The 12,559-nt window shown below is 70.8% G+C and carries 8 protein-coding genes; 4 read left to right on the forward strand and 4 right to left on the reverse strand.

The genetic code is table 11. From position 1 onward, the window contains the following. Positions 1 to 29: 29 nt before the first annotated feature. Positions 30 to 1,070 carry a hypothetical protein gene (locus WMF34_RS28225; protein ID WP_437989736.1) on the reverse strand — a complete coding sequence of 347 codons (1,041 nt, stop codon included), beginning with the start codon at positions 1,068 to 1,070 and terminating at the stop codon, positions 30 to 32. A 712-nt stretch (positions 1,071 to 1,782) separates the two neighbouring features. Beyond that, positions 1,783 to 3,186: a B12-binding domain-containing radical SAM protein gene (locus WMF34_RS28230; RefSeq protein ID WP_012238098.1), complete on the reverse strand. Its 1,404-nt coding sequence runs from the start codon at positions 3,184 to 3,186 to the stop codon at positions 1,783 to 1,785. Positions 3,187 to 3,230: 44 nt separating this feature from the next. Between WMF34_RS28230 and WMF34_RS28235 the strand changes: the two genes are divergently transcribed. Then, positions 3,231 to 5,033 carry a monovalent cation:proton antiporter-2 (CPA2) family protein gene (locus tag WMF34_RS28235; RefSeq protein WP_437989737.1) on the forward strand — a complete coding sequence of 601 codons (1,803 nt, stop codon included), beginning with the start codon at positions 3,231 to 3,233 and terminating at the stop codon, positions 5,031 to 5,033. 30 nt (positions 5,034 to 5,063) lie between these two features. On the opposite strand, the gene WMF34_RS28240 is transcribed toward WMF34_RS28235, so the two are convergent. After that, complete coding sequence (locus tag WMF34_RS28240; protein WP_012238100.1) at positions 5,064 to 6,455, reverse strand: sigma 54-interacting transcriptional regulator; 1,392 nt, start codon at positions 6,453 to 6,455, stop codon at positions 5,064 to 5,066. 1 nt (position 6,456) lies between these two features. Next, complete coding sequence (locus WMF34_RS28245; RefSeq protein WP_437989738.1) at positions 6,457 to 8,049, reverse strand: serine/threonine-protein kinase; 1,593 nt, start codon at positions 8,047 to 8,049, stop codon at positions 6,457 to 6,459. A 394-nt stretch (positions 8,050 to 8,443) separates the two neighbouring features. Here WMF34_RS28245 and WMF34_RS28250 point away from each other — a divergent pair, with 394 nt between their 5' ends. The 3 genes from WMF34_RS28250 to WMF34_RS28260 are packed head-to-tail and all read left to right on the forward strand — an operon-like array spanning position 8,444 to position 12,546. Then, positions 8,444 to 8,833 carry a hypothetical protein gene (locus tag WMF34_RS28250; RefSeq protein WP_437989739.1) on the forward strand — a complete coding sequence of 130 codons (390 nt, stop codon included), beginning with the start codon at positions 8,444 to 8,446 and terminating at the stop codon, positions 8,831 to 8,833. 52 nt (positions 8,834 to 8,885) lie between these two features. Beyond that, entirely contained in the window at positions 8,886 to 9,710 is an 825-nt protein-coding gene (locus tag WMF34_RS28255) for a PspA/IM30 family protein (RefSeq protein WP_437989740.1), read from the forward strand. Between the two features lie 13 nt (positions 9,711 to 9,723). Then, positions 9,724 to 12,546, forward strand: coding sequence for a cation-translocating P-type ATPase (locus WMF34_RS28260; protein WP_437989741.1), 2,823 nt, complete (start codon positions 9,724 to 9,726; stop codon positions 12,544 to 12,546). The last annotated feature ends 13 nt before the right edge of the window (positions 12,547 to 12,559 follow it).

A 12,559-nucleotide genomic window follows, 5' to 3' on the forward strand; every position in this document is an offset into this window, starting at 1 on the left:
AGGCGGGTCGGGCGCGCGGCGCGCGCCCTTCAGGGCAGCGTCGGGTAGGCGGGACCGAAGCTCGCCTCGACGTCGTCCCGCGTGGTGAGCAGCGGCGTCTTCGCGCCGGCGCTCTCATAGAGCGGCTGCACGATGCAGGCCGCCTGGCCGCACTCGTCCGGCTCTGGGAAGAGCACGTCGGCGACGAGCCAGAACATGGTGCGTCCGTCCGTGGGCTTGAACGTGACGGGCCGCTCCGGGCTGTAGAACCCCGCGGGCCCCAGATCCGCCCCGAGGGCGCTGTCGCAGAAGATCTTGACACGGGGGTGAATATCGTTCTTCACCATGCCCTCATCATAATAATGCACGCCGATGCGCATCCACTGACGCTTCGGCGGATAGTCGAGGTTGATGTTCTCCGGCGCGCAGAAGCTCGTGTGATCGGGATCAGTCAGGGAGGGGTCGCACCCCCTGTTGTCGAGGTCGATCCGCGGGTTGTGGCAGCCAAGACCGTTGGCCTCCCATTGCTTCCCCACGCCCCGAGGGGCGTTGAAGCAGCCATTGTTGCCGGGCACCGGGTCGAGGTACCAGTTCACGGGATTCGGCAGCCTCGCGCTGTTCAAGAACCAGCGGATATCCGAGGGCTCCGGTGACTTTGTCGCGAAGTGCAAGATAGCGCAGTTGTTCCATCCGCAATCCACCGACGACCCCAGCATCTTCCAGGGCTGCGTGTTGTTCGGCTTGTGGAGGTGTAGATCGAGATCGACGTCGCCGACGTCGTGCTCCCACTCGAGCTCGACGCGCAGGCCGCCCGCGCTGACGAAGAGCGGGTACTGGCAGCTCTGGGTATCGCCGCTCGGGACGCGCTTCGTGTACGTGACAGTGTACTCCCCCGACTGCAGCGGCTTGAAATCGTCCGCTGGGCCCGAGCCGCTCACTCCGGGGCACGGGTCGACGCCATCGGGGCAGTCCACCGTCCACACCTCGGAGCCCGCGACCGCATCCGCGCTGAAGGCGCCGGTGCCCGCCTTGAGGTCGAGGTTCGCGAAGGGCGACGCCTGCATCGGGCGGCACGGAGCGCCGCTATCCATATGGCAGTTCTCGTCGGCGTGCACGCCGCCGACGCACGGGCCCCAGGTGCCTGTCTCGTCGCAGAGCTGGGTGCCAGGAAAGCAGCCCTCGCTGCTCCGGAACGACGGATCGCCGCGGAAGCAGGAGTGCGCCTGACCGGGGATGCAAGCGCACGTCTCGTCGATCGAACCATCGCAGTCGTCGTCCAGGCCGAGGCTCGCGCCGGTACATAGCTCCTTGTCGCCGCACGCGCTCCCACAAGTGTTCACCATCACATCGCTGTGCGGCTCCTCCCCTCCATCGGTGTCGAGGAACCCACCCAGCCCGTCGCCTCCGCCGGTCATGCCTCCCGCTCCCACGCCTGGTTCGTCAGCTCCGCTCGAGCCGAGCACGTTGGACGAACCCGTCGCGCTGCAGCTTGCCGCGAAGCCGGCGCTGTACACGGCGGCGCCAACCACGATGAGGAGCGAGAAGGAGAACCGACGTCGACCCATGACACCTCCGCTTGGGGATCCTCGATGCCGCGACAAAGCGGGCTCACACCCCGCTCGACACCCCGGCATTGCAGGAGCTCACGCGATTGTAGCAAAATCAGCAAGCGACAATCGCACTGCAAGCGCGACAGAAGAATGCGGAGCGCGGCACCCTTGCGCCGCGGCGTACCATTGCCCCGCAGCGTGCAGGACGGCGCCCACGCACGCACAGGGCGCGAAGCTGGCGCCAGGGGATCGCCTATCCGATGATCGGGAGCTGCCGAGCGCCCTTGGCCCTCGCGGGCTGCGGCTCCGGCTGCGGCTGCGCCACGGGCGACGCGGCCGTCTCCTCGATGTGCACGCCGGAGCGGAAGCGCTGCTCGCCGCCCGCGATCTTGCGGTGCGCCAGCGTGTGCTGCATGAAATTCAGCGGAAAGAAGCCCGCCAGCTGGATCCAGCTCGACTGCCGTGTGAGGGTGAACCTGCGCCATATCGAGGACGGCGAATAGAATTTCGTCCACGCGGACACCCACCCCTCCCGGAGCCGCTCCCGCGACATCTGCTTGGGAACGAAATAGGGCGAGCCGGCGTCGTGGTCGCGGCGCAGCCACCAGCGCTCGTCCGTGAGGCGCCCCTCCGCCTTGAGGCGGCGGTACAGCTGCGTCGCGGGGTACGGGGTGAGGATGGCATACAGCGCCATCGTCAGCTTCATGTCGATGCCGAACTCCACGGTGCGATCGAACACCTCGGGATCGTCCGTATCGAACCCGAAGACGAAGCTCCCCCAGACCGAGATGCCGTGATCGTGGAGCATCGCCATCGTGTCCTTGTACTGGGAGGGGCGGTTCTGCCGCTTTCCGGTGAACTTCACCGTCTCCTCGTCGATGCTCTCGAAGCCGATGAAGAGCGCCTTGCACCCGCTCTCGGCCATGAGCTTCACGTTCTCGAGGCGCTTGACCGCGGCGAGCGAGCACTGGCCTATCCAGTGCTTCTTCAGCGGGATCATCCGGGTGAAGAGCTCTTTCGAGTAAGCCCGGTGGATCATCACGTTGTCGTCCGCGAACATGATGAGCTTGCCGAGCGACCGGAGCTCGCTCAGCACCTCGTCGGTCGGACGGAACCGCATCGTGGTGCCGTTCGCCGTCGACACGCTGCAGAACTCGCACGGATACGGGCAGCCGCGCATCGTCTGCACGACCTGGAACGGGATGTACTTCTTGGAGGTGAACAGGTCGCGCCGCGGCGGGGGCCTGCCCGCGAGGTCCGGCAGCTCCGGGCGGTAGAACGGCTTGAGCTCGCCGCGCTTCACGTCCGCGAGCAGGGCCGGCCAGGCGTCCTCCGCCTCGCCGACAACCACGGCGTCCGCGTGCTGCAGGGCCTCGTCGGGGCAGGCCGTCGGGTGGATGCCGCCGAGCACCACCTTCACGCCGCGCCTGCGGTAAGCGGCGGCGATATCGTAGCTGCGGCGGGCGGTCTTGCTGTCGACGCTGATCCCGACGAGGTCGACGTCCTTGACGTCGCGCTGGAGATCGAAGGGCTGCACGACGTCATCGGTGTAGATGATCTCATCCTCGGGGGGCGTGAGCGCCGCGAGGGTGCCGAGCCCCACACGAGGCAGGTACGCGGAATCTTCGCTTGCCGTGGCGATGAGCTCGATCTGCATGGCGGATCGTGCTTATCACGGAGCCCCAAGGAGACCCACGACGAATGAGCTTGCTCTCTGACGCCGCAGTCTTTCTCGGCGCGGCCGTCGTCGCCGTGCCGCTGTTCAAGCGGATCGGCCTCGGCGCGGTGCTCGGCTACCTCGTCGCGGGCGCGCTGCTCGGCCCGTGGGGGCTACGGATCATCGCCAACGTCGAGGACACCCTCCACTTCTCGGAGCTCGGCGTGGTGCTGCTCCTCTTCCTCATCGGCCTCGAGCTCCAGCCGTCGCGGCTCTGGGTGCTCCGCCGCGCCGTCTTCGGCCTCGGCGGCGCGCAAGTCGCCGTCACGGGCGCGCTCATCGCGCTCATCGGCGCCGCGCTCGGCCTGCGCGCCGATACGGCGGCCATCGCGGGCGTCGGGCTCTCGCTCTCGTCGACGGCGTTCGTCCTGCAGATCCTGGCCGAGAAGGGCCAGATGCAGTCGCAGCACGGCCGCTCCGCGTTCGCCATCCTGCTCTTCCAGGACCTCGCCGTGATCCCGCTGATCGCGGTGCTCCCCCTGCTCGGCCCCGCGGGCGCGGCCCCCGCCGAGGGGAGCGCCGTCGCCTCGTCGCTCAAGGCCGTGGCCGTGCTGCTCGCGGTCGTCGCCGGCGGCCGCTACCTCGTGCGCCCCGTCTTCCGGGCCATCGCCGCCACCCACGCCCACGAGATCTTCACCGCGGCGGCCCTGCTCGTCGTGCTCGGCACGGCGCTCCTCATGGTGCAGGTGGGCCTCTCCATGTCGCTCGGCGCCTTCATGGCGGGCGTGCTGCTCGCCGACTCGGAGTACCGCCACGAGCTCGAGGCGGACATCGAGCCGTTCAAGGGCCTGCTCATGGGGCTCTTCTTCATCGCCGTCGGGATGTCGGCGAACATCGGCCTCGTCATCGAGCGGCCGCTGCTCGTCCTCGGGCTCGTCCTCGGCGTGATGGCGCTCAAGGCCACCGTCCTGCTCGTCCTGGGCAGGGCGGCCGGGCACGCGAAGGGCTCCGCGCGCGACCTCGCGCTCGCGCTCCCGCAAGGGGGTGAGTTCGCCTTCGTCCTCTTCGGGATGGCCGCGGGACAGGGCCTCATGGACAGGCTCCTCGCCGACCTCCTTGTCGTCGTGGTCACCCTGTCCATGGCGGTCACGCCGCTCGTCATCGCGCTCGGCGACGCGATCGTCAAGCGATGGCAGGGGAGCGGGCCAGAGCGCGAGTTCGACGCGATCGACGACGACGACCCGAGGGTCATCATCGCCGGATACGGCCGCTTCGGCCAGATCGTCTCTCGCGTCCTCCGCACGAGGAAGATCCCCTTCACCGCGCTCGACGCGAGCCCGACGCAGGTCGACTTCGTCCGCAAGTACGGCAACAAGATCTACTACGGGGACGCCTCCCGGCTCGACCTGCTCCGCGCGGCGCGCGCCGACAAGGCGAAGATCTTCGTGCTGGCGATCGACGACGTCGCGTCGTCGGTGAAGACCGCGGAGGTGGTGAAGCGGCACTTCCCGGACCTCCTGATCTACGCGCGCGCCAGGAACCGCCAGCACGCGTATCAGCTGATGGATATCGGCGTGACGGTGCTGGAGCGGGAGACGTTCCTCTCGTCGCTCGAGGTGGCGGCGCGCGTGCTCGAGGGCCTCGGGATGCGGGAGCGGGACGCCCGCGCGACCATCGAGCGGTTCAGGGCCCACGACGAGAAGGTGCTCCTCCGCGGGCACGCGGTGCACAACGACGAGGTCAAGCTCATCGAGGCGGCGAAGCAGGCGGCGCAGGAGCTCGAAGGCCTGTTCGAGTCCGACGAGATCGCGCCGTCCGGCAGGGACGACAAGGCCGCGGCGGTGTGACGCGAGGAGAGCGAGCCGCCGCCGGCTCGCTCACTCCTGTTCTTGCTTCGCGCCGATGCCGTGGCGGCGGAGGTAAGCCCGCACGTGCGCCCGCTCCATGCCCGCGCGCCGCGCCATCTCGCTCACGTTGCCCTTCGCGTCCTCGGACAGGGCGGCGAAGTAGTCGCGCTCGAACCGCGCGAGGACGTCGCGCTTCGCCTCCTGGAACTGGCGGCCCTTCATCGACGCGAACGAGCTGCTGGCCGCGCCGCCGCCGGCGCCCGGGGGGATCGACGGCGAGGAGCTCGGGTGCACCGGGGTCTCGGTGAGGGCGCCGAGGTGCGCCGCGATGTCGATCTCCTCGCCCTCGGCGGCGAGCGCGAACGCGACGGCGACCGCGTTCCGAAGCTCGCGGACGTTGCCCGGCCAGTCGTGCCGCATCAGCCGCTCGAGCGTCATGTTCGAGACGCGCTCGTAGGCGCTCTCGTCGCCGAGATCCTTCAGCATCCGGCGGACGAGCACGGGGATGTCCTCCACGCGCTGCCGGAGCGCCGGCAGCTCGATCTTGATCTGCGCGACGCGGAAGTAGAGGTCGCTCCGGAAGTTGCCGCCGTTCACGGCCCGCACGAGGTCGCGGCGCGTCGCCGCGAGCACGCGCACGTCGACCTCGCGGTAGCTCGACCCGCCGACGCTCTTGATGCGGCGCTCGGCGAGCGCGCGGAGGAGCTTCGGCTGCACCTCGAGCGGCAGCTCGCCGAGCTCGTCGAGGAAGATCGTGCCGCCGTCCGCCTCGATGAACGGCGAGAGGCGCTTGTCGACCGCGCCCGTGAACGCGCCGCGCTCGTGGCCGAACAGCGTCGCCTCGGCCAGGGTCGGCGGGATCGAGCCGCAGTCCACGACCACGAACGGCTTCTTCGAGCGGGCGCTCGCCAGGTGCAGCGCCTGGGCGACGAGCTCCTTGCCCGTGCCGGTCTCGCCCGTGATGAGCACCGTGAGGTCGGTCGGCGCCATCTTGGAGAGGCGCTCGAAGATGGCCCGCATCCCGGGGCTGCTCGCCACGAGCGGGCCGAACGACGGGATCGCCGAGACCGTGATGCGCTCGGGCCGCAGGGGCTCGAACTGGATCTCGGTCTCGCCGAGCCGCAGCTTCGTGCTCGTGAGCAGGTAGATGTCGCCGACCCGCACGCCGCCGACGAAGGTCCCGTTCCGGCTGTCGAGATCGCGCACGCGGACGCCCTGCTCCGTGGCGACGAACTCGGCGTGCACCGCGCTGACCTTGGCGTCGTCGAGGACCAGCTGGCAGGCCGCGTTGCGGCCCACGATGACGGGATCGGTGCCGATCTCGATCCATCCGCCGCCGCGCGCGGCCGACGATTTCGTGAGGCGGATGCGCCCGCCGCGCACCTCGACCCGGTTCTTCGTGCCTACCGTCGCGTCGAGCAACTCAGTGCCTCTCTGTCTTGCGGCGCGAAGGCGGACCCTCCGGCCGGGGAATCTCTGCGCCCCCGCCCCTGCTCGGCGGTGGCGGCGGCGCGCCCGCGCCCGCCCTGCTCGGCGGTGGCGGCGGCGCGCCCGCGCCCGCCCTGCTCGGCGGTGGCGGCGGCGCGCCCGCCCTGCTCGGCGGCGCAGGCGGCGCGCCCGCGCCCGCCCTGCTCGGCGGTGGCGGCGGCGCGCCCGCGCCCGCCCTGCTCGGCGGCGCAGGCGGTGCGCCCGCGCCCGCCCTGCTCGGCGGTGGCGGCGGTGCGCCCGCGCCCGCCCTGCTCGGCGGTGGCGGCGGTGCGCCCGCGCCCGCCCTGCTCGGCGGCGCAGGCGGCGCGCCCGCGCCCGCCCTGCTCGGCGGCGCAGGCGGCGCGCCCACGCCGGTCCTGCTCGGCGGCGCAGGCGGCGCGCCCACGCCGGTCCTGCTCGGCGGCGCCGGCGGCGCGGCGGCCCTGCTCGGCGGCGGCGGGGGCACCGTGCTCCCGGCCCTGCTCGGCGGCGGCGGGGGCACGGTGCTGGCCCTGGGAGGGGCGAGCGAGGCAGGGGGCGGCGAGCTGTGGCCGGCGTCGCTGAAGCCGCCGTTCTCCGTCATCGTCGGGGGGCCGTCGACGACCGTGGGGTTGTCTTCCAGGAACGCGTCGGGCAGCTCGGAGGGATACCTGCTCCGCTGCGTGCGGCGCGTCGCGCGCGTGATGTTCGCCGGCTGGATGGCCCGCCAGCTCGACAGCGCCTCTCCCGCGGAGCTGAAGCGCCCTTCGCGCCGGCGATCGAGCGCCCGCTCGAGGAAGCGCTCGATGCCCACCGGCCATTTCTCGCCGGTCGCCTCGGCGAGCGACGGCGCCGGGCGGTCGAGCTTCATCGCGACGAGCACCGCGGCGTTCGCCCCCTCGAACGGCAGCCGCCCGGACAGGGACCGGAAGGCCACCGCGCCGACCGCGTAGATGTCGGCCCGCTCGTCGGCCCGCGCGGCGCCCCGCACCTGCTCCGGCGCCATGTACGCGAACGACCCCAGCGTCGCGTCGAAGGCGGTGAGCGTGGGCTCTTCCTTCTCGCGCCGCGTGAGCTTCGAGATGCCGAAATCCAGGATCTTCGCACGCTCGCGCCGGTCGGGCAGGCCGAGGTGCTCCAGGTAGATGTTGCCCGGCTTCAGATCGCGGTGGATGACGCCCGCAGCGTGCGCCGCCACGAGCCCCTGGAGCACGTCGTCGATGATCGGGCCGACCTCGCTGAACGGCAGGTACTGCTCGCGCTTCAGCCGATCCGCCAGCGACTCGCCGTCGAGCTGCTCGAACACGAGCAGGTGCTCGCCCTCGTCCGTCTGGCCGACCTCGAGCAGCTGGCAGACGTACGGGCTCTGGATGGCCGAGGCGATCTTCGCCTCGCGGTCGAAGCGCCGCACGAGATCCGGCTTCATCGCGGCGCGCGCGAGCAGGACCTTGATGGCGACCTGCTGATTGTCCGATTCCCGTGTTGCTGCCCAGACTTCGCCCATGCCGCCCCGCCCGAGCAGGCGGGAGACACGGTAGCCAGCAACGACGTCGCCCGGGTGGATCGCCACGTAACCTGGATCGGGACCGTACCACCGCGATTCTCGAACGGGTGAGAAAAAAGCGAGCGTCCGGGGAAACGCGGTGATTCCGGGAGCGAGCGGAACCGGTCGCGGAGCGCGGCTCGCGGCGCGCATTGCGGCTCGCGGCGCGTGTTGCGGGCTCACGGCGTGACGGCGCGCCGGTGCGATCGGAGCACGAACCCAACGAAGGGGACGCAATGGTTCGGAGGACCACTCGGAGGACCACCCGGAGGACCCCCCGGAGGACCACGGCGAGCCGCGCGCCCTCGATGGTGGTGGCCGTAAGCCGCGGCCCGCGGCCCGCGGCGCGCGGAATCCCGGAAAGAATCCGAGGGACGCGGCACTAGCCCGAGGCGACATGATTCTGTAGGCTCGCCGCGCCATGCCGCGTACAGCCGAGGATGTCGAAACCTACCTCCTGCAGCTCGATCGCCGGTTCGAGAACGACGCCGGTACCTACCTCGTCTCGGGGGGCCCGGACACGCCGCCGATCGCGATCCGCATCGACCCGCCGATCGTGGCGGTGCGGGTCTCGATCGGCCCCGTCCCCGGGGACGACGCACACCAGACCAAGCTCTTCCGCCGCCTGCTCGAGTACAACGCGACGGATCTGATGCATGCTTCGTATGGGATCGAGGCGGGCACCGTCGTCCTGTCGGCGGCGCTGGAGCTCGAGAACCTCGACATGAACGAGCTCGAGGCGATCCTGAGCGACATCGATCTCGCGCTCGCCCGCCACGTCCCCGTGCTGCACGATCTCGCGCTCAGCTGAGCAGACCCGCCGCGCCTTTCGACCCTGCGCACCCGAGAGTTGGAGCTGATCTATGGGAATTTTCGCGCGCCTTGCGACCCTCATCAAGTCGAACCTGAACGACCTCATCAGCCGCTCGGAGGACCCCGAGAAGATGCTGAACCAGGTCGTCATCGACATGGCAAACCAGCTGATCGAGGCGAAAAAGCAGGTCGCCGTCTCGATCGCCGACGAGAAGCGGCTGGCCAAGCAGGCCGAGCAGGAGGCCGCCAACGCGGCGGAGTGGGAGCGCAGGGCGATGCTCGCGATCAAGGCGGGCGACGACGCGCTGGCCAAGGAGGCCCTGAACCGCAAGAAGGAGCACGACCAGCTCGCCACCTCCTACAAGGACCAGTGGCAGAAGCAGAAGCAGGCCGTCGACCAGCTGAAGACGGCGCTGCGCCTCCTGAACAACAAGATCGAGGAGGCGAAGCGCAAGAAGAACGTGCTCATCGCCCGGAAGAAGCGGGCCGAGGCGCAGAAGGCCATCCAGGAGACGATGAGCGGCCTGAACAACGCCTCCGCCTTCGAGACGTTCGACCGGATGTCGAACAAGATCGACCAGATCGAGGCCGAGGCCGAGGCCGCCGGGGAGATCGCCGAGCAGTACACGGGCGACACGCTGGCGCACAAGTTCGGGCAGCTCGAGGCGACGGCGGGCGCCGACGACGAGCTGCTCGCGCTCAAGCGGAAGATGGGCGTGCTCCCGCCCGAGCCGCCGCCCGCCGCGGCGCCGCCGCCGCAGGTGCGCGTGGCCGGCGCGGGCGGCGCGCCCCAGGCCGAGCAGGACGAGCTCGCGGCGGCGCTCGCGGAGCTCGAGGCCGAAGAACAACGTGAACAAGCCAGGATGAAGCGCTAGAGCACGCCCGCCCATGAGCCAAGCCGCCACGGCGCTCCGCCCGGCCGGACCGAACGCCCCTCCCGCCGCTCCCATCCCAGTCCACGCCGAAGAGGTCGGCGCCTTCCTCGATCGCGTCGGGGTCAGCTCGTCCGGCGGGCTCTCCGACGCCGAGGCGCAGAAGCGCCTCGCGGAGCACGGCAAGAACCGCCTGCCCGAGACGAAGAAGAAGAGCGCGCTCGTCCGCATCCTCGAGCAGTTCGCGAACCCGCTCGTGCTCACGCTCCTCGCCGCGGCGACCATCGCCGTGGTCGTCGGCTTCACGGCCGACAAGGACGAGAGCTTCCTCCACCGGTTCGGCGACGCGATCGCGATCCTGCTCATCGTGATCCTGAACGCCTTCCTCGGTTACTACCAGGAGCGGCGCGCGGAGGCGGCCCTGGAGGCCCTCCAGAAGCTCAGCGCGCCGAACGCGCGCGTGCGCCGCGGCGGCAAGACCGTGATCATCGCGGCCGAGGACGTCGCGCCCGGCGACATCCTCGAGCTCGAGGCGGGCGACTCGATCCCGGCCGACGCGCGGCTCGTGCAGACGATCAGCTTCGCGACCGAGGAGGCGGCGCTGACGGGCGAGAGCGCGGCCGCGGTCAAGGACGCGCTCGCCCCGGTCGCGCGCGACGCGCCGCTCGGCGACCGGGTCACGATGGTCTTCACGGGCACGAGCGTCGTGCGCGGCAAGGGGCGCGCGGTGGTGACCGCGACCGGCGTGAGCACCGAGCTCGGCCGGATCGGCGAGATGATCCGCTCGGTCGGCGAGCAGAAGACGCCCCTCGAGGAGCGGCTCGATCGCTTCGGCTCGGTGATCCTGCGGGTGTGCCTGGCGCTCTCCGCGGTGCTGCTCGGCTGGGGGTTCATCCGGGGCGGACGGCCGTGGCACGAGCTCCTGCTCGAGGGCGTGAGCCTCGCCGTGGCCGCCATCCCCGAGGGGCTGCCCGCGATCACGACGATCACGCTCGCGCTGGGGATGCAGCGCATGGCGCGGCGCGGGGCGATCGTGCGCAAGCTGCCCGCGGTCGAGACGCTCGGCGCCGCGACGATCATCGCGTCGGACAAGACGGGCACGCTCACCCAGAACGAGATGACCGTGCGCAACGTGTACGCGGGCGGCCGCCGCTACACGGTGACCGGCGAGGGGTACAACCCGGCGGGCGCGCTGCGGGACGAGGGCGGCGCGGAGGTCGTGGAGCACTCGGCCCCCCTCACGTACCTGTTCGCGACGGTCGCGCTCTGCAACAACGCGTCGCTCGACGAGGATCGCGCGACGGGCCGCTGGAACATCGTCGGCGATCCGACCGAGGGGGCGCTGCTGACGCTGGCCGCGAAGGGCAACTACTCGCGCGAGTCGGTGGCGCCGTCGCACGCGTTCGTGCACGAGCTGCCGTTCGACAGCGACCGCAAGCGGATGACGGTGATCACGCGGGACGAGCGCGGCCGCGAGATCGCGCACGTGAAGGGGAGCGTCGACGTGCTCCTTCCGCTCTGCGTGAAGTTCGCCGACGACAAGGGCGTGCGGGCGCTGTCCGAGGACGACCGCGTCGCGATCGTCGCCGAGGCCGATCGCATGAGCGCTGCCGCGCTGCGCGTGCTCGCGATCTGCCGCCGGGTGCGGGTCAGCCACGACGAGGACGACATCGAGCGCGAGCTCACGTTCCTCGGCCTGGTCGGGATGATGGACCCGCCGCGGCAGGGGGTGAAGGAGGCGGTGGCCGAGTGCCGCCGCGCCGGCATCCGCGCCGTCATGATCACCGGCGACCACCGGCTCACCGCGACGGCGATCGCCAAGGAGATCGGGCTCTGGGACGAGGGCGACGAGGCGCTCAGCGGCGCGGAGCTCGCGGCGATGAGCGACGAGGAGCTCGGGCGGCGGATCATGCACCTGCGCGTCTTCGCCCGGACGACGGCGGAGCAGAAGCTCCGGCTCGTGCGGGCGTTCAAGGCGCACGGCCACATCGTGGCGATGACGGGCGACGGCGTGAACGACGCGCCCGCGCTCCGGGAGGCGCACATCGGCGTGGCGATGGGGCGCGGGGGCACCGACGTGGCGCGGCAGGCGGCGGACCTCGTGCTGGCGGACGACAACTTCGCGACCATCGTCGAGGCGGTGCGCGAGGGGCGCGCCATCTACCGCAACATCCAGAAGTTCATCTTCTTCCTCCTCTCGTCGAACATGGGCCTGCTCGTCGCCGTGTTCGTCGTCTCGTTCTTCGGCAAGTGGCCGCCGCTGACGCCGCTCATGATCCTCTGGATCAACCTCGTCACGAACGGCCTGCCCGCGCTCGCGCTCGGCATCGATCCGCCGGATCCGCAGCTCATGTCGGAGGCGCCGCGGCCGCGCGACGAGGGCCTGCTCGTCAAGCGCGACTACCTCGGGATCCTGTACGTCGGCGCGTTCATGGGGCTCGCCGCCGTCGCGCTCTACGCGACGTCGGAACAGACCGAGGAGGCGCTGCTGCGCACGCGCGCCGTCGCCTTCTCGCTGCTGGCGCTGTCGCCGCTCTTCCACGCCTGGAGCTGCCGTAGCCCGGTCATCTCGCTCTTCGCGTCGAAGCCGCTCATCAGCCTCCCGCTGCTCCTGGCGGTCGCGGCGAGCGCGGCGATCCACCTGATCGCGCTGCTCGTGCCCGCGCTGCGCCCGGTCTTCCGCACGTACGCGATGTCGTCGGACGAGTGGATGCTCCTGCTCGTCCTCTCGGCGCTCATCGTCCCGGCCGTCGAGATCGCAAAGCTCGTGTACCGCCGGATCCGCCCCGAAGTCGCCGGCCCCGCCCGCCTCGCGCCCGCCTCCAAGCCCCACGGATGACCGCCGGGTGAGG

The sequence above is a fragment of the Sorangium sp. So ce145 genome, from assembly GCF_051525985.1.
GTDB classification, from domain to species: domain Bacteria; phylum Myxococcota_A; class Polyangia; order Polyangiales; family Polyangiaceae; genus Sorangium; species Sorangium cellulosum_B.